The organism is Nostoc sp. (assembly GCF_036919615.1).
In the GTDB taxonomy this organism is placed as follows: domain Bacteria; phylum Cyanobacteriota; class Cyanobacteriia; order Cyanobacteriales; family Nostocaceae; genus Nostoc.
The window spans coordinates 80,025-97,719 of the sequence record NZ_JBALCN010000046.1; the positions used below are offsets into that span (position 1 = coordinate 80,025).

The 17,695-nt window shown below is 41.8% G+C and carries 13 protein-coding genes and 1 pseudogene; 5 read left to right on the top strand and 9 right to left on the bottom strand.

Annotated elements, in window-relative coordinates:
• Positions 1–12: 12 nt before the first annotated feature.
• Both V7K48_RS14960 and V7K48_RS14965 read left to right on the top strand, forming a co-directional pair.
• Positions 13–3,009 (top strand): UPF0182 family protein, encoded by a 2,997-nt coding sequence (locus tag V7K48_RS14960; protein ID WP_335073672.1) that lies wholly within the window; start codon positions 13–15, stop codon positions 3,007–3,009.
• A gap of 132 nt (positions 3,010–3,141) precedes the next feature.
• Positions 3,142–3,324, top strand: a complete 183-nt coding sequence (locus V7K48_RS14965; protein ID WP_335073674.1) for a hypothetical protein — start codon at positions 3,142–3,144, stop codon at positions 3,322–3,324.
• 56 nt (positions 3,325–3,380) lie between these two features.
• On the opposite strand, the gene V7K48_RS14970 is transcribed toward V7K48_RS14965, so the two are convergent.
• The 4 genes and pseudogenes from V7K48_RS14970 to V7K48_RS35015 form a co-directional block, all read right to left on the bottom strand.
• Entirely contained in the window at positions 3,381–3,854 is a 474-nt protein-coding gene (locus tag V7K48_RS14970) for a hypothetical protein (protein WP_335073676.1), read from the bottom strand.
• 104 nt (positions 3,855–3,958) lie between these two features.
• The gene (locus V7K48_RS14975; protein ID WP_335073678.1) at positions 3,959–4,261 is read right to left on the bottom strand and encodes a hypothetical protein; all 303 of its coding nucleotides are present in this window, start codon (positions 4,259–4,261) and stop codon (positions 3,959–3,961) included.
• A gap of 515 nt (positions 4,262–4,776) precedes the next feature.
• Positions 4,777–6,180 carry a glycoside hydrolase 100 family protein gene (locus V7K48_RS14980; RefSeq protein WP_335073680.1) on the bottom strand — a complete coding sequence of 468 codons (1,404 nt, stop codon included), beginning with the start codon at positions 6,178–6,180 and terminating at the stop codon, positions 4,777–4,779.
• Between the two features lie 62 nt (positions 6,181–6,242).
• Positions 6,243–6,924, bottom strand: a pseudogene (locus V7K48_RS35015) (SDR family oxidoreductase).
• 243 nt (positions 6,925–7,167) lie between these two features.
• Here V7K48_RS35015 and V7K48_RS14995 point away from each other — a divergent pair.
• From V7K48_RS14995 to V7K48_RS15005, 3 genes are all read left to right on the top strand, one after another.
• Entirely contained in the window at positions 7,168–7,560 is a 393-nt protein-coding gene (locus V7K48_RS14995; RefSeq protein ID WP_335073682.1) for a hypothetical protein, read from the top strand.
• Positions 7,561–8,086: 526 nt separating this feature from the next.
• Positions 8,087–9,532 carry an MFS transporter gene (locus V7K48_RS15000; RefSeq protein ID WP_335073684.1) on the top strand — a complete coding sequence of 482 codons (1,446 nt, stop codon included), beginning with the start codon at positions 8,087–8,089 and terminating at the stop codon, positions 9,530–9,532.
• Between the two features lie 380 nt (positions 9,533–9,912).
• Complete coding sequence (locus tag V7K48_RS15005) at positions 9,913–10,716, top strand: phytanoyl-CoA dioxygenase family protein (RefSeq protein WP_335073686.1); 804 nt, start codon at positions 9,913–9,915, stop codon at positions 10,714–10,716.
• Positions 10,717–11,186: 470 nt separating this feature from the next.
• On the opposite strand, the gene V7K48_RS15010 is transcribed toward V7K48_RS15005, so the two are convergent.
• The 5 genes from V7K48_RS15010 to V7K48_RS15030 all read right to left on the bottom strand — a co-directional run bounded on the left by V7K48_RS15010 (position 11,187) and on the right by V7K48_RS15030 (position 17,309).
• Complete coding sequence (locus V7K48_RS15010) at positions 11,187–12,113, bottom strand: beta-1,6-N-acetylglucosaminyltransferase (RefSeq protein WP_335073688.1); 927 nt, start codon at positions 12,111–12,113, stop codon at positions 11,187–11,189.
• A gap of 347 nt (positions 12,114–12,460) precedes the next feature.
• Positions 12,461–13,507 carry a D-alanine--D-alanine ligase family protein gene (locus V7K48_RS15015; RefSeq protein ID WP_335073690.1) on the bottom strand — a complete coding sequence of 349 codons (1,047 nt, stop codon included), beginning with the start codon at positions 13,505–13,507 and terminating at the stop codon, positions 12,461–12,463.
• A 72-nt stretch (positions 13,508–13,579) separates the two neighbouring features.
• Positions 13,580–14,974, bottom strand: a complete 1,395-nt coding sequence (locus tag V7K48_RS15020) for an ATP-grasp domain-containing protein (RefSeq protein WP_335073692.1) — start codon at positions 14,972–14,974, stop codon at positions 13,580–13,582.
• A gap of 267 nt (positions 14,975–15,241) precedes the next feature.
• The gene (locus V7K48_RS15025; protein ID WP_335073694.1) at positions 15,242–16,075 is read right to left on the bottom strand and encodes an O-methyltransferase; all 834 of its coding nucleotides are present in this window, start codon (positions 16,073–16,075) and stop codon (positions 15,242–15,244) included.
• Between the two features lie 4 nt (positions 16,076–16,079).
• Positions 16,080–17,309: a sedoheptulose 7-phosphate cyclase gene (locus V7K48_RS15030; protein ID WP_335073696.1), complete on the bottom strand. Its 1,230-nt coding sequence runs from the start codon at positions 17,307–17,309 to the stop codon at positions 16,080–16,082.
• Positions 17,310–17,695: the final 386 nt, after the last annotated feature.

Sequence of the window (17,695 nt, forward strand, 5' to 3'; positions counted from 1 at the left end):
AATTACATATCAATGTATTGGAAATGGGGCTTTAGACTATTAATTGTATTCTTGGGGCTGTGGCTACTCTTGGATCTGGGTTCCCGCCTGGGAGCAGAGATTTTTTGGTTTCAGGAAGTTGGCTATCTCCAAGTTTTTCTGTTGAGGGCGGTGACTTGTGGTGTTTTGTGGGTAGTGGTGGCTGGGATAACTGCTGCCTATCTACTGCTAAATCTGGCTCTAGCACAACGGCTAAAATATCCCCAGTCTTTGAAGATTGAGTCAGCAGAATTGGGCAGTGAATTAACAAATTTTCTCAGTCCTGATTATCCAAGACGCAACGAAACTCGGATACTTGCACCACAACGCTTTCAACCATTGAGATTGGGCTGGTTATTACCCCTAACTCTGGTACTGAGCTTGTTGATCGGGTTGATCGTGGCTCACTATGGTCAAATTGCTCTTTACTACTGGCATTCTCCAGTTAATAACGCTAGTCTACCCATTCCCGCCCTATTTCGACCAGAGACAATCTGGCAACTCTTGAAACAGATTGTCTCTCAAGTCTGGTATCTCGGTTTAATTGCGGGAGGAACGATCGCCATCTTAATTTATCACCAATTTTTACTAAGAGCGATCGCAGTTTTGTTCAGTCCCATTTTTGCCTTCATCCTATTCCAACACTGGCCAAAGGTGCTGCAATATTTCCACCCCACCCTTTTCAACAGTACTGAGCCTTTATTTGGTCGAGATATCAGCTTTTACATATTTTCCTTACCCTTTTGGGAACTGCTAGAACTCTGGCTGATGGGATTATGTTTGTATGGCTTTGTCGCCGTTACTCTCACTTATCTTCTATCAGGGGACAGTTTGAGTCAGGGAATTTTCCCAGGTTTTTCGCCCCAGCAGCAGCGTCATTTATCTGGTATGGGTGGCTTATTAATGCTGGTAGCAGCTGTGAGTTATTGGCAAAGTCGCTATGAACTGGTGTATTCTACCCGGGGAGTCAGTTATGGTGCCAGTTATACGGATGTGACAGCCCAGTTGCCAGCTTACACCATCTTGTGCATCCTGGCAGTTGCGATCGCCTTTTACTTCCTTTGGCAAACGTTTTTCTGGAAACCCAAATCTCAGTATCGTCGCTTGGTATTTTACGGGTTAGGGGTTTATCTAGTACTAGTTGCAGCAGCTGAGGTTGTTCTCCCGACTGTGGTGCAATATTTAATTGTCCAACCTAATGAGTTGCAACGAGAGCAACCCTACATTCAGCGGACTATCGCCTTGACTCGCCAAGCATTTAATTTAGAAGCAATCGATGCTAGAACCTTCAACCCGCAAGGAACATTGACTGAAGTTGATATTCAAAAGAATGACTTGACAATTCGCAATATTCGCCTGTGGGATGAGCGGCCACTGTTAGAAACCAACCGCCAACTGCAACAAATTCGCCCCTATTATCGGTTTCCCGATGCCGATATTGACCGCTACATTCTCAAAACAGATGTCAGCCAACCATCAGCCTCCCAAAAGCTACCAGAACCAGTTGAACCAGCAGAACGGCAGCAGGTACTGATTGCTGCACGAGAATTAGACTACAGTGCCGTACCACAGGAGGCTCAAACATGGGTTAACCGCCGTTTAATTTATACCCACGGTTTTGGGTTTACTATTAACCCAGTTAATATAGTTGGGCCAGGTGGGCTTCCAGAATATTTTGTCAAAGATATTAGCGGTGATAGTAGCGCCCTCACAACTTCCAATCAAGCCATTCGTGACAGTATTCCCATTGGTCAACCCCGGATTTATTACGGCGAGATTACTAATACTTATGTGATGACTGGCACAAGAGTTAGAGAGCTAGACTACCCTAGTGGTAGCGACAATGTTTACAACTATTACAATGGTCTGGGTGGCATTGAAATCGGTTCAGCATGGCGACGCTGGCTATTTGCGATGTATTTGAAAGATTGGCAGATGGTGCTGACGCAGGACTTTTTGCCAAAGACAAAGGTGCTACTTCGACGAAATGTCAAGCAAAGAATTCAAGCGATCGCACCCTTCCTGAAATTTGACAGTGACCCCTATTTAGTAGCTGCTACTGCTAATCAAGATTTCCCAAGTAATCCCAGTTATCTTTACTGGATTGTTGATGCCTACACAACGAGCGATCGCTATCCTTACTCAGACATTGGCAGCGATGGGATCAACTACATTCGCAATTCTATCAAGGTAGTGATTGATGCCTATCACGGGACTGTTAAGTTTTACATTGCCGATCCAAGCGATCCGATTATTGCCACTTGGTCAGCGATATTTCCCAAAATGTTCAAACCGCTCAGTACAATGCCAGTCAATCTCCGCAGTCATACCCGGTATCCGGTGGACTTTTTCAAAATTCAATCTGAGCGGTTGATGATCTACCACATGACTGACCCCCAGGTATTTTACAATCGGGAAGACCAGTGGCAAATCCCTAACGAAATCTATGGCAGTGAACCCCGTCCAGTAGAGCCGTACTATTTGATTACTAGTCTACCCAGCGTCACCTTTGTTAGCGCAGCCTCTCGTAGAGAAGAATTTATTTTGCTTCTGCCCTATACTCCCAAACAACGGACTAATTTAATCGCTTGGTTAGCAGCGCGATCGGATGGCAAGAACTATGGTAGGCTGGTGCTATATGTCTTTCCTAAGGAACGCCTGGTTTACGGGCCAGAACAAATCGAGGCGCGGATTAACCAAGACCCAGTAATTTCCCAGCAAATTTCTTTGTGGAATCGCCAGGGATCGAGAGCCATTCAAGGCAATCTATTAGTAATTCCCATTGAGCAATCGCTGCTGTATGTCGAGCCAATCTATCTAGAAGCCACACAAAATAGTTTGCCGACTTTGGTGCGGGTAGTCGTGGCTTACGAAAACCGGATTGTCATGGCACAAACCTTAGAACAAGCATTACAGGGAATTTTTAAACCAGAAGTTACACCAGCGCCTGCGATTATCCGTCCCTTTGAAGAACCATCCCCGCCAGGTTAAAGTAATTCGTATAAACAAAAAGAAGCCCCATATCTCAACCGAAGGGAAGCTTTTGCAAGATATTTATTAACAAAATTTATTGCAATAGAAATAGTTTAATGGTTCAACATATGTAATAGATACTAAAAGTTAATGGACATGGTACAAAGTAACCAACTAGAGATTCGCCACATTAGTCCTAAAGTGAGGCAGTTGATTAAAATATACGCTGATGTTAATAACTGTACACAACCTGAGATGTTGGAACGCATTGTTTTGGAGTGGAACGCCCAACAAAGCGAGAGCGAACGACCCCCAGGAGACGAAGATGAATAGCTTTATTGGACAATTCTTAGTCTGTTTATAGCAAGGGCTTTCGTTAATTTGGCTCTTTAGTTATAGAAAAGTTTTCCAGAGATTGGGTCTTGTTTGAGGGATTGCATAAAATCTCTCAAAGTCATCATGCTACCCGTTAAGGTGAACTTAGGAGTACCATTTTGAGCAACGATTCTCACTTCACCATCTTGAATCTGAATCTTATTTTTAATGCTATCCCATAGAGTATCAAAGCTCTGATCATCCTTGCAACCATCGGCTTCAAGAAACTTTTGGCGCACTTCTGTTTTTAGCGCTAGTGCTTCCGCTGCTTGAGTCCGCGCCTCAAAGTGCTTAATTACATCTTCATAAGCACTCTCCCTCAGAGTTTTATTTTCAGCCTGAACTTGCTCTAACTGAGTTTTTATTGCTTGCAATTGGGATGCTAAAGCAGCTGATTTATGGTATTCAACTTTTAAAGCTTGCTTTGCATTGGCTAACAAGGTTTTATAATCTATCTGATCTTGATCTTGATTTTTTTCAGATTCCATCTTTATCTCTTGATCAACAGATATTTGGTGGTAAACTCTCGTCAGTTATATGATAAAAACTGGCGAGAGATTAGTAAATATTTTCTGTGTTATCTGAGTATTAGTTATTTTACCAATAATGGTAATTCAGAGCTAGGATTATCCTTGATACTATTTACACAAAAATTAATGTGGGAGCGGATAGCTCGCTCATAAACTCCAGTCTGCTGAGTGCGTACCCCTACAGCCTGATATATTAAGTTAACTTCTGGGAATTCAGACCAATACATCAAAAAAATGTCTTTAGCTGGAGTAATAATTTCATAATTATTCTCTTGTCTTTTCTTTCTGAGTTTACAATTATTTAGTTGTAATTTTTCTCGGAATAGTTTTTCAAATTCTGGAATTAACTCTGAAGTAATTTTCATGGTTTATACACGTTAAAACGTGTTAAGGATGCAAAGACTATCTGGTGATATTACTAAGTATGACACTTCAGATACCTCTTACAATATAGTGTATCAGTTATCAGATATTTGAGAAGAGGATTCAGACGCAGGGTAACTCGTTGGTGCAGCCCAAGGTAGAGAAGACGGTTCCCATCCTTAGCATCCCTTGCGTGTCTGGGGTTTTCCCCGAAGTTCAGATGCTTGCGGCAGGCTGTGCCAACAGCGTCAGCCGCCGCTCCCTTGGAAAATTGCTCCTACTTCCCACCAAGTGGAGCAAGTGGCGGGAGACGCCAAAAGCGACTGAGCGTCTTGCGTTAGCGCCGCGTTAGTGACGTGATTGCTCTTTTCAATCCAAAATCCAAAATCCAAAATCCAAAATCCAAAATTGATTGACCCCTTCAGGTTATGTTGTTTCAGTAAAGGTAGTTAGCAGAAACATCCTGTATAATTACACAGCTAAATCATCTTCTCTTTAGAGCCTTGCCAATCAGTACCTACAGGCTACAACCCGGGCCTTCAAGACCCTCTGCAAAGCTGATTAATTCCAAATACTCTGGATTTTCTAGGAACTTTTTAGCAGCCAGCAATCCGGCAATACTCCAAGTTTGATAAATTCTGGCTTCTTTGCCAATTAAACGACCATTGTTGCCATCATAGTATTCTGGGAATTTATCCTTAAATAAACGCCTTTCGGCAATAGCGATCGCTGCTTGGGCAAGTTCTGTTCGACCTATTTTCTGGGCCGCAGCGGTAAATAACCACAGTAAAACGGGCCAGTTACCGCCGTTGTGATAAGACCAAGCGCTGTTTTTGGAGTCACATCCTGTAACAATCTTCCACTCTAAACCTTCCAAAGCTGGAAAGCAAATTTTAATGGGCATATAGCCGATCAAGTCTTGCCAGCGTTGGGCAAACAAATTCATAATGCTTTGAGATTCTGTTTCGCTTGCTAAGGAAGCTATGATTGCCATCAGATTTACCAGAGCAAAAAAGCGAAAATCTATCCGTCCCGGTCCCAGATTTCCCGCTAGATATCCTCCAGTTTCAGGTAACCATTGGGTCAACCAACTGGGGATTGATTCTGAGTGGATGTTGAATTTATTAACAATTTCTTTACCAAATTCGTTACCCTTGTAACGATAGATTTCCCCCAATCGCTTCAAGTCTAGCCAGTAATAGTTGCGGATATGATATTTTAAAGATCCCAATCGCCTATTGACTTTGCTGAGGTAGCTATCGCCATCTCCATCTGGTAAAAGCAATTCACTAGCAGCCCTGAGGGACGCATAGAATAACACCTGAATTTCTAGAGGATGTTCGTACACTCCCATGCGACGGTCAATCATAAACGCACCATCGGGAACTAACATTGTTGGGTACAGGGAAAACCGATGTACTAGGCAAAGATCCAAAATTAACTTGATTCCTTGTTGAAAATTTGGCTGACGCGCTAGAGCCAAATCGCCTGTAGCTTTTTCATAAGCCCGTACCAGGAGAATCCACCACATACAGGAATCAATTGGGGGAACGCAAGCGATCGCCTGCTCACCAAAATCAGCGACCAAAAATTCTTCATCCCCATTAGAATGTACTTTGAAACTTGCAGGCATTAACCCCGCTCCCGGTTCAAAGCAGTCCATCTGCTTTTCATGACTTTGTAATTTCAGTGTTTCTATTAAGAAGTTACGCACAATATCTGCTTTGCCGTGCATGAGAAACACCAAGGCAGAAGGGACAAAATCGCGGAGGAAGCACTGATCATAATTGAGTGCATCTAACTCCGGATCGTGGACAGCTACAGTCCCAATGGGTTTTCCCTGGTAATAGATTATGGACTTTTCCAACAGTTCCCAGGCTTCTGCTGATAGCAGACTATTCTTATTGATCGCACTAGTCATAGGCGGCTAATTCCACTAATGGTATGTATCGGCTCAATTGTGGAAAGTACGCAAGCTTTACCTCAAGCTGACCAAGTTTTCTGGAAGTCAGCATATAGAGTTATTCCACCATCTACAAACAGCGTTTATCCGGTAATGTAGGCGACTTCATCCGAAGCTAAAAAAGCAACTGCGGCTGCCATCTCCTCAGAGGAGCCAGCACGCCCCATTCAGATGTGACTTTCCACGTAGGCGCAGCCCATCGTAGACATCACCTTTTTTTCTATCTAGGATTTACGCAAAAAACCTCTCAAACTCTTATTCCTCCGTGTCCTCTGCGTCCTCTGTGGTTCGATTTTCCGTTACTTGTGCGTAAGTCCTGCTACCTTCATCTATCCAGTCTTGATTCATTCGCGTGATCGCTGCTCCGGGGCCTTTCACGGACGCAGAGATAAGCACCTCAGAAATTTACTGTAATTACGCGGTTAAAGTCTGCTGTGGTAATACCAATTTGAAAAATGATTGCGACAGATGGATTTACACATCTCCCTGAACCAGCAGCGACTTCACACCACAATTTTCGATATTTCATTTCCGCAGGCTTTTTGCAATGCCATCTCTTCCGGATCTGCCGCAGCTTCAAGGTTTTTGAGGTAATTTATGGCGATGTTGCACCCAAGTTGTGCAAGTTTGATAGCGATCGCCTGACCGATACCTGACGTTGCACCTGTAATCAAGGCAATTCTTTCCTTCTAACCCTATCATATTTCCTCCCTAAGTTGAGCAATTCTCATAATGAGAATTGCAGTGATTAAAGGGAACTGTGATGATCCAGTCAGGCGTTGCTTGTATTCTCAAAACAACAACACCTAAGCATCTCTGGCTTAGTTATTTCTTCACATCGATCATTTGTTCAGGGTTGTACTAATTCAATCCAGTGACCCTCACAAATAAATTTATGTTTTAAAGTAGAAAATAGTTTGATAAACAGGAGTTGTTAGAAAACCAATGAAACCGTTAGGGTTAGTCCTATCTATCTTTTTGATGCTGGTCACACCTGCTATAGCAGTTGAGTTCAAAGGGCAAAATATCGATGGTCAAAAGCTGCCTGCAAGAGCTTACTACTATGCAACTGGTGGGGTCTACAAAGTTCAGGTGCGCTTTCACAAAAAACGAGCAACAATTTACTTTGACGATGGCAACCAAACAACCATACAGTTGAATCAGCAAGTGATCACTGACTCAAACAATATTGAAGGCTTTGGAAAACTAGGGCAATATCCTCTAAATGGAATATTCAGTGTTGGGTTGGTATATGACGATAATTGGCTCGGTAGCAGTGATAGTCAATCCCAACAGTCAAATCCGCTCTCCGGTTTGTGGAAAATTAGTTTGGAGTGAACACTCGCCTTTAAACTAATACCAGTAATTGCAAAAACCACATAGTGTAAGGGTGAATGTGAATTGCATCATCTAAAGTGAAAGAATTATGTCTATCTTTTTTTTTTAATTTGGGAAACCCTTTACTTTTCTGAAATTTGTATTACCTTAGACAGATGCCAACTTACTTACAGATGGCTGTAAGTGAGGGTCACAGAGGTGCGATCGCATTCAGATTCAGGAGGTAAATTATGGGTATATATACACACATAAGTATTTGATTAATCACAGCAATTGAGCCTAGAGTATTCACTGCTTAGACGATGCATCACTTTTTTGCAAATAACTATAGCAAGCGTTTCTAGACTAGATTGCAGGTTTTAACATAATATTGGAAACTAGAGATATAGATTATCGAAGCAAGTTTGTGCTCACAGTTTTATTTACAGCGCACGGCCTTATCTTAACAACTTAACTTCTGTGTAGGTGAGTTCAATTAGGCTTCAATTTAGGATGCTTTGCAATTATTTTCTTAAATACTAGATTTATGGATTCTTCTCAGATTGAAACAGGTGCGCCTCTTTCTATAGAAATTGCTCAGATTGCCTCACCATCAACAACACTTTCTCCTACCTCAACACTCAGCCCTCGTATTTCTAAAGATGCTATTCGCACCAGTTTGAGGGCTTCCACTATCGATGGTGTTTTCGCAGCAGTTTTCTCTATTGGCACTGGCGGAGTTTTACTAAGTAATTTCTTGGTGGAGTTGGATGCCAGTCCACTGGTATTTGGCATGGTGAGTTCTATCCCCATGTTGGTGAATCTTTTTCAGCCAATGGGTGCTTACTTGTCTGAACGTAGTACTAGCCGCTTTCAGTATTCCCTTCGCACTCATGGGATTGGTCGGCTACTGTGGCTGATTTTAGTAATTGGCATTATTAGCTTTAGTTGGGGAGGGCTTAATTCCGACCAATTAGTGGGATTGTCGCTCTTGATTCTCATATGCAGCCATCTTTCTGGAGGACTGGGAACTGCATCGTGGTTCAGTTGGATAGCAATGTTAGTCCCACGGCGATTGCGAGGTAGATATTTCGGGCTACGCAATAGTATTGCCAACTTAACCGAGTTGATCAGCTTGCCAATAGCCGGTCTAGCTGTATCACATTGGTACGGGGGGAGTATCCAAGGTTATGGGGTAATTTTGCTCTTAGGCATTGTCTTTGGAATTGTGAGCTTGGGGTGTCAGTATTTCCAGGTAGATATGAATCCCCAATTACAAAACACTAATTATACTAGTTCATCTCAAACCAGTGAGATTAAGTCAGACTCGGCACCAAATGAACCTGGTGAGATATCTGAAGCAATCTGTCTGCCGCAAATACCAACTCCCCAAAACCAGATAGATAGTAGCATTTGGAAAAACTCTAACTTTTTGGTGTTTCTGCTTTATTTCGGTTCATGGACATTTGCTGTTAACCTGAGTGCCCCGTTTTTTAACCTTTACTTGCTAGATATGCTCAACCTGGATGTGAGTTGGGTAACTTTCTATAACAGCCTGCGAGCCGGGGCACATATGCTGATGCTCATCGTCTGGGGTAGATTAGCAGATAAAATAGGCAATCGGACTATTCTAATTTCTAATGGAATTCTAATTGCAGTCATACCTTGGCTGTGGCTGAGGATTGGTTCTAGTCCTCTTGACCTCTGGCTGTGGTTACCGCTGTTACACATTTTCATTGGAGGTAATTGGGGAGCAGTTGACTTGTGTAACAACAATCTCCAGATAGAGATTGCACCAGTAAAAAATCAGTCTATCTATTTTGCGACAGCAGCAGCTGTTGCTGGAGCAAGTGGTGCTTTAGGAGCAACTATAGGTGGCTTCATTGCTGAATTTGCTGGGTCTTTTGGCATAATGGAAGTGTTCATTGTGTCTGGCATATTACGGTTAGCGTCCCTTGTCCCACTTATTATTAAAAAGGATCTGGGTAGTTAGATGAAGTTAGTTGGCTAACAAACAGTGTTGCACTTTGATTGCGGATTTCTCCACCTATGGGAAGAATTGTTAACTTAATATCTACTCTATACTGATATACTGAAAAACTTTTGTGAGAGAATAACAAAGTTTATATCAGTAAAGCAGGTTGCAGAAATCCGTTGTCAGATAACAGATGCGTTCATGAAAAAAATATTGAATGACTACAATAACACAAAGGTTCATCGAACTCGCATCTATATTACTGGAGCTAAATTCAAATTGGTTCAAGCTGATGAAGTTAACCCTGCCTCTTATTGCTCCAAAAGTCGCTAATTCTCAATCCCAACTGTTTGGTCTAACCCAAAACAGTTAAACTTTAAAATCTGAAAAAAGTTACGATGCTCAAGGTAGACACATCAATAATCAGCCCCGAACAAGTTGAAGCTTTCGACCGAGACGGCGTTATTTGCGTCAAAAATGTTTTGGATGAAATCTGGGTAAAACGGATGCAAACAGCCGTTGACAAGAATATATTAATCCCTGGCCCTTTGGAAGTCAAAGGTATGCCAAGACCAGAAGGTCGTGTGGAACATGCCAGTAGCTTATGGCTTGCTGATGCTGATTTCCATGCTTTGGCTTTTGAATCTCCGCTGGTAACACTTGCCGCTCAAGTCTTAAAATCGGAAAAACTGAACTTTTTGGCTGACGGTTTTTTTGTTAAAAAACCGAAAGCAAACAGCCGTGTTGGGTGGCATAACGACCTACCTTACTGGCCTATACAAGGCTGGCAATGTTGTAAAATTTGGCTGGCTTTAGATAGCGCCAATCAAGAAAATGGTCGATTAGAGTATATAAAAGCCTCTCATCGATGGGGCAAAGAGTTACGTGAAGAATCAAACCCCTCATGGTTTGCAGAGCCAGAGCCTCACGAAATTTTGTCCTGGGATATGGAGCCTGGAGATTGCTTGGTTCATCATTTTCTCACAATTCATCATTCAGTAACCAATATATCTTCCACACAACGACGTGCAGTAGTGACGAATTGGACTGGTGATGATGTTACTTACTATCACCGCCCGAAAGCATGGCCTTTCAGACCTCTAGATGAAATTGATTTACCAGAGTTTAATTCATTCAAAGCCAAAAAGCTTGGTGAGCCAATAGACTGCGATATGTTTCCTAGAGTTGAACTGCATCGCTAGTTGGGAATCCTCATAATTAAACTATTAGTAGAGCAAGGCGCAAATAAAACAGCCATTTAAAATCAGTAAAAAGTTTACCATATAAGCTTTTTGATTTTTTGCTCTTGACTTTTACCTTGCGCTACTAATACCAATTATGTATGAAGATGCGCCAAACTACATGAGGAACGAACCGCATACTCCTACGGAGAAGCAAGCTACGCGCAGCGTCTGTCTGCGACACGCTGCGCGAACGTAGAGAAGAACGCATACCCCTACGGGGAAGCAAGCTACACGTAGCGTCTCCAAGAGTTGGACACAAAGAAAGAAATAGAAGCCAAGAAAATTTGGCGCAGCCTCAGAGGATGTTTTAAAAGTCTTCTTATCGGTATCAAAACGTTCTAAATCCTCCTAAATCTCCCTTAAAAAGGGGGGTTAGGGGGGATCAATAAGTGCCTAAAATCATAGCTAAACACTTTTCAAAAGTCCTCTTACGAAGAAATGGTATTAGATGTAATCTGATCAAGTTCATCGAGAATATTGCTATCTATATCAATGTCAAATTTTCGAGCAAAATGAGCAGATGATGCGAGCAGATTAGGCAAATCTTCCATTAGCAATGTCTTTGGATGACAGCCTCTACTTGACCAATCAATATAGCGTCGCCGGTCGTTTTGCAGCTTGAGGTGAGGTGCATTAGCAAGTATAGTTTGAAAATACGACTCGTCTGTATACTTAAGCTGACTGTAGTACAAGGTTAAATAATTTTTCTGACTGTGAAAATCAATAATGTACTCGGCAGCTTTGCGATTGGCACAAAACCATTGACTTCCACTAAAGCAAGCAAGTTTTTTTGAAAAAGGAAGGAAAGGTTTTGTTAATAGTGGATGTTCTAAGCGTATTTCTATATTCAGTTGAGCAAAATATTTTTTTAAGTAATTAAAATAAAATGACTTTGTACAGTATCGTTGATAGGAATTTTTTAGCCATAACATATTTGGTTTTAAATCATGTTTATAAGTCTCATATGTGATTCGCTCATACTGAATATAAGCATCGTATGGACTTGAGGCTAGATCATCCAATATTTGCCTTGCAGTTTTAATGGGATAGTCTGCTCCACTGAGTAATACAAACCAATCAGGTGGATCTGGAACCTCGGACATTAATTTAAGTGCCTGTACTGTAGCTTCTACTAACGTAAAACCTGCCCACTCTGTTTGTACATAAGGACGTACTAATAAAACATTTTTTGATAGAGTATCTACAGATAAATCAGATTTTGAAAAATCATGATGACACACAATTACAGGATAATTAAACATCATATTTAACTTATTAATTAGCCTGTAGATTTGTAGAGGTTTTGTATGAGTTAATAAAATAAAACCTATCGAATTATTGTGATCATTAGACATTTACTTAAATTGTATAGTTTTTAAAAAGATTTTAAAAAAGGTATATTTGGAATAAAGAACCAGATATTTTTTCGTTGGTTCAATCTGACTAGAACGAGACAACGATTTTATTAACTTTGTTAGAGTCCACTGATTTTAAATGTTGTGGTGATTTGAATTCAACAACCACTGACTAGGAATTAAAAACCTTTGGAGAACGATCGCCCTTGGCGTTGATGTACCCCTTCTCTTAAAACTTGCTAGCAAGAGCGTCTCATAGAGAAGCGATCGCTCCCTCAACCAACTCTTGATAAGCGATCGCTCATCTACACACTACAAGGAAAAAACCTATATCAATAGATTTACTATCAATTCTGCAACGCCTTTTTGTTACTACCCAATGTTTCATTGATAGCCATCATTAATAACTCATTTAGAGGGATTCCCACTGCTTTCGCCATAGAGGAAATCACGCTTTTGGGGGCAAAAGAACAATATAACCCGGCTTCTAAGAACCAAGGTTGTCCCTCTGGGTCGATCCGGAAGTCAAATAAACTGTAGTGGCGACAACCCAAAGCCTGATGACACTTTTTAGCCACTTGCTGAACCTTTTGGGTCATTGGGTCATTAGGGTCTACAATCCAAGACTTCTTATTATCTTTAGCAGCAAAACCCAAGTTGCCATCATCGGTTTGTTGGAGTTTATCAGCATGGCTGCGGATAGGTTTGGAGTGGGGGTCTAGCAAATACTCTTCAAGGGGTAAACCCACTAGTTCCCCGTCTTTGACAATGATGCCGCATCTGACTTCTCGACCGAGTTCGATGAATTCTTCTACAATCACCTCCGAAGCATATTCAAATGCTTTCTTCAGAGCAGCGTCATAGTCAGTAGCTTCTTTGACTAAGGTCATCCCTAAAGAGTTGTCGGAACTTGCGGGTTTGACGATTGCTGGAGGTGTAATTGTCGGAATATCTCCTTGGCAGAGCAGTTCTCCACGAGGCACTTTCACCCCTGCTGCTTCGACAATTGCTTTGGTTCTGGCTTTGTGGGCCGTTATTGCCATGATATCTGGAGTATTGCCTATGTAAGGGATATCGAGCAAGTCGAATAAAGCGCGGTATTCAGTCATTCCAGGGATACAAAACATTTGTGGTAACATGATGTCAATGTTTTGCGCTGTTAGAAACTGTATGGCATCAGACAGAGGAATCGGTTTGGTAATAGCAATATCTTCTCGACTGAGCGAATCAGGAAATCGCCACTGGCGATCGGGTGTGATGTATGCAATCTGAAAATTATAGTGCGATTGATCTGCCGTTCCTGCTAGACAGTCTTGGGCATAAAGGCGTGACAAATCACAGTAAAAATCATTGTGTGCAGACCCAACTAAATGAAGAATACGAAGTACTGGCATGATTCATCTTCCCTAACTTAATTACGAATTACGTAGCTTGCTTCTCAGCGGAGGCGAGTATTACGAATTATTTTAATCGCCACCTAATTCCACCAGTTTGCCAATGTTGAAATCTATTTTTACCCATCCTTTGAGTTGTTGCAGATTCTTCAGCAAAAGTAAAGGAATTTGCCAGTGATGCAAAGTCAAAAATGGTAGAGGATCAGCAAAATAGTAAACGGCATCAGTGCCTCGCACTAGGGTATTAATCGATGTTTGCAATTGTTTCCAGGAACGGATACCAGTTAGTCGCCAGATTTCATGATATATAAAGTAAGTGGGCTTGCTACTTGTTAAAGGTTCCAGAGGTGCAGGTAAGGGAGTTTTACCAAGATAGGCATCTGCAACACCAGAATGATTGTAGAACATTGTGATTGCGGAATGCGTGCGGGGATTGCATTCAATGGCGTAAACTGTAGCGTCTTCAGCTTGGATAAAGTCGAAAGACACTTGTCCAGTCAATCCCAAACTCTTGACGAAATGTTGTACCCATTCACGGATTTGAGGATTTTCGACGTTTTCATAGTTGATTTGAAATGCAGAAGAGTTTGAACAGCAATGCAATCTTAATTCCCCATCCCGGACTGTACTATGTGTGCATAGTTCCTTGCCAGGAATAAACTCTTGCATAATCCAAGGTTTTTCTGGACTGATGGGTAAACTGTTGACAAAGGCTGCTGTCTCTTCTGGGGTGTCGCAGGGAAGTTTAGTTAAATTTAAACGACGAACAGAGTCGTAAGAAATACTTTTTAGAATATATTTGCGGGTTTCTTGACTAAAATCAAAATTGATAACTTGTTGAGGATCTGTGATTTTAAAAGATTTGGGGACAGATAAACCAAGCGATCGCGCCTGATCAGTGAAGGCAAATTTATCATCTAGCATCTTGGTTACATCTGCATCAAAGTGAAAAACTTCGCAGTATTCTGATAATGCAGGTTTTGTTAAAGAGTCATAATAGCTAGCGACAGGACTGCATACAGGTACATAAACGTCAACCTTCTCCTTTTTGACGATTTCGACTAGCGCCTGGATATAGCCTTCTGGGTCTTTTTCCGGTGTCGGAACTGTATAAAAACGACTTACAGCCTTTGAGAATCTATGCCCAGACAACCAGTATTTGTGACCTTCAATCAAAATAACTCTGTGTCCAGCTGCATGGAAGCTGCGAGCAAGTTGCAATGCTTTGGTCATCTTGGCTCCACTTACCAAGATAGTCTGAGGATGGGTAGCTACAAAAGCTTTTTTCCTAAACGGCTCCACAATGCCCCACAGCAAAGATATCAACACTATAAAAGCATTGAACGGCAAGGCTATTAGTAATAGTGTCAGAATACCGAGAGTCTTGAATAGACTCACTACCTTTACGCTGACACCCGTTGAGGGCGTTGTAGATTGAGGCAGAAATGAGGAGATTGATTGCGTCATAAGTCTTTGAAAGTAGGGAGAGCAGGGGGCAGGGGGCAGGGGAAGAAAATAATTGTCTCCTTGTCCCGAATGGCATTAAGAAAAGCCCAAAGGTTTGTGTCACCTTATTCCCAGAGGCTCTGCTTCTGGTCAAGAAAGAGGAGGCAAAGCCTCCCTGACTGGTGGTTAAAAGTTTACAGCTTCTTAACCAGTCAGGGCAATGAGCTGTATCTTAACTTAGTGCCATTCCTGCTTGTCCCCTTGTCTCCTTGTCTCCTTGGCCCCTGATTATGCCACGCGTCTAATCAGGGTTACACCATCTCGTATGGGTAACAGAACTTGCTCTACACGAGGATCGGCGGCGACAACACGATTGAACTGAGCGATCGCTTCACCGTTGGCAGTACGTTGTTCTGGCGGTAGGTAAACTTGTCCCTGTAACAAAGTATTATCCACGCAGATTAACCCGTTGGGAGCTAGTAAGTTACTATCCAAAATCGTCTGGAAGTACTCTACATACTCCTTTTTGTCAGCATCGATGAATATCAAATCAAATGATTCTTTTCTTGCTTCTAGCTTGTGGAGTGTCTGTAAGGCAGGTGCTACTTCTACGACAATTTTCTTGCCGTGGGGAGATTCATCAAAGCAACGAATAGCAAATTGAGCGACATAGGCATCTACTTCGCAACCTAAAAGTTGCCCATCGCTTGGTAGTGCTTCTGCCATTGCCAAGGCTGAGTACCCTGTGAACATTCCCACTTCTAAGATGCGTTTTGCCTTAGTCATGTAAACAAACATTTTCAATGTCTGTCCTTCAAGATGTCCTGACAACATCTCCTGTTCTAGTTGACGCACTGTTTCACCATCGCTAAAGCGCTTGCTCCAGTCTTCAATGCTAGTTTTTTGGGCCAATGCTGTCAATGCGCTCGACTCGGGGGTAGTGTAATCATCCAAGTAGGGATCTAAACCCGTTGCTAATTGAACTCCCTGCCGCAGAGAATCTAATATCTCTACGGGAATGTTGTTCTCTTCTGCTAATTTGAGGGTTTGCTGTAACTGGGCTACTAAGATACTGTGTGGCGTTATCGGTCTAGCAGTCTCTCGTCCTAAAACACTAGTCATATTTCTAGACTCCCAAGAGCTTGGCTTCTTGACTTTCAATGTAGGCGTCAATCCCTTCCCCACCACGAGGGTATCTAGCACAAAGATGTTTATGTTCAGCTAAGGCAGCATCAAGTTCTTCACGGGTGAGATCGTTGGCAAAGAAGCACTTACCAATAGGACGAGGCATGGCTGCGCGTTGTTTGCCATCTCGTGTCAAGCTTATAGACTGGGTAGCATACCACAATAAATCCCCATCTAGTAGAGGATGATCCAGTGATAAACCTATACGATTCATCAAGTCTAGGATGCGATCGCGCTCTTGAGTTGAAATATAGCCCCGTTGTCCTGCAATGGTTGCAGATAAAGCCATATCTATATTGACGGCGTGACCATGATATAGGGGTATGTGAGGTGCTAATTCTAGGGTAGGACTCCAGGTATGACCGTAGGCAATGACGCGATCAAGGTCTATTTCATGCAAGTTAGGAGTTTCTAACTCCAGCATGGTTTTGATTGCCTCGTAGTTAAGTTTATGGGCAATCTCTTTAAGTTCCGGTGTACCATTCACATGTCCAAAGTGAGTGGAAAGCAGTTCTTCGCCATATTCGTATAGCAGTTCAAAAACTTCAGAGTTAGAAACTACAGCAATTTTCACTAACTCTGCCATACCATTACGAACTTGAGCTGTTGGCAAGGTTTTCAAAAATGAGAAATCCAGGATCACTTTCAAAGGTGCATGATATGCTCCCAAGCGATTTTTTTCCTTGCGATGATTAACTGCAACCTTAATCGCTACACCTGCATCAATTAAACCAATCAACGTAGTAGGAATGCGAATGAAGTTACTCTTGCGACGGTAAGAAGCGCAAGCAAACCCAACCACATCAGTAATTAGACCACCACCGACGACTAAGACTGGTTCCTTACGAACTAAGCCAAAGTCCGAAAAAGCATCAACAATTTTTTCAAAAGTTGCAAGGGTTTTAGCTGTCTCTGTAATAATGATGGAAAATACTGTGAGTTCAATGTCATAGTGCCTAAAATATGACCTGATCTGCTTGCCATAAAGTTCATGCACATTGGCATCAATTACAATCAGACAGCGACCAAATTTTGCATAGCTATCTGCTATTTCTCTGTTTTTAATATCAAATGCACCGTTCACATAGACTAGACTAAAATCGATTTTTTCGTAACCTTGCACGTGAAATGCAGCTTCCGTAGCTTCAAAGGACGCTTGAACTTTATTCATCTGTTTTGACCTTATTCCAATTAAAAAGTTGTGAGATTTCGCTAATAATTGCGATTTACCCTAATGTATGCCAGCAAGCAATTATGCTCTTTATCCTTTCAGATAAAGACAGTACAAAATTAGCTTTCAATAAAAAAAGCTTACTTTTATTACTGACTGGTAATGTTTTTAAACAACACCATTCATTTGAGTAAATTCTGTAAATGGGTTAACCTTTAATTCGGTATAACCTAAAACTAGTCAACTAGCCCCACTAGCAATATATTGGCATAATACTTGCCTGTTTCTTTCGTGGATTATTGACTTTAAATTTGGGAAATTAATCTGAATCAGATTTATTCCACTATGTTTAACCTAGTGGCTTTCCAACTGTACGATTTCGCAAA

Excerpts from the sequence above, each read along its gene's own strand:
- V7K48_RS14960 (WP_335073672.1), top strand. The coding sequence starts at position 13 with ATGTATTGGAAATGGGGCTTTAGACTATTAATTGTATTCTTGGGGCTG.
- V7K48_RS14965 (WP_335073674.1), top strand. The coding sequence starts at position 3,142 with ATGGACATGGTACAAAGTAACCAACTAGAGATTCGCCACATTAGTCCT.
- V7K48_RS14970 (WP_335073676.1), bottom strand. The coding sequence starts at position 3,854 with ATGGAATCTGAAAAAAATCAAGATCAAGATCAGATAGATTATAAAACC.
- V7K48_RS14975 (WP_335073678.1), bottom strand. The coding sequence starts at position 4,261 with ATGAAAATTACTTCAGAGTTAATTCCAGAATTTGAAAAACTATTCCGA.
- V7K48_RS14980 (WP_335073680.1), bottom strand. The coding sequence starts at position 6,180 with ATGACTAGTGCGATCAATAAGAATAGTCTGCTATCAGCAGAAGCCTGG.
- V7K48_RS14995 (WP_335073682.1), top strand. The coding sequence starts at position 7,168 with ATGAAACCGTTAGGGTTAGTCCTATCTATCTTTTTGATGCTGGTCACA.
- V7K48_RS15000 (WP_335073684.1), top strand. The coding sequence starts at position 8,087 with ATGGATTCTTCTCAGATTGAAACAGGTGCGCCTCTTTCTATAGAAATT.
- V7K48_RS15005 (WP_335073686.1), top strand. The coding sequence starts at position 9,913 with ATGCTCAAGGTAGACACATCAATAATCAGCCCCGAACAAGTTGAAGCT.
- V7K48_RS15010 (WP_335073688.1), bottom strand. The coding sequence starts at position 12,113 with ATGTCTAATGATCACAATAATTCGATAGGTTTTATTTTATTAACTCAT.
- V7K48_RS15015 (WP_335073690.1), bottom strand. The coding sequence starts at position 13,507 with ATGCCAGTACTTCGTATTCTTCATTTAGTTGGGTCTGCACACAATGAT.
- V7K48_RS15020 (WP_335073692.1), bottom strand. The coding sequence starts at position 14,974 with ATGACGCAATCAATCTCCTCATTTCTGCCTCAATCTACAACGCCCTCA.
- V7K48_RS15025 (WP_335073694.1), bottom strand. The coding sequence starts at position 16,075 with ATGACTAGTGTTTTAGGACGAGAGACTGCTAGACCGATAACGCCACAC.
- V7K48_RS15030 (WP_335073696.1), bottom strand. The coding sequence starts at position 17,309 with ATGAATAAAGTTCAAGCGTCCTTTGAAGCTACGGAAGCTGCATTTCAC.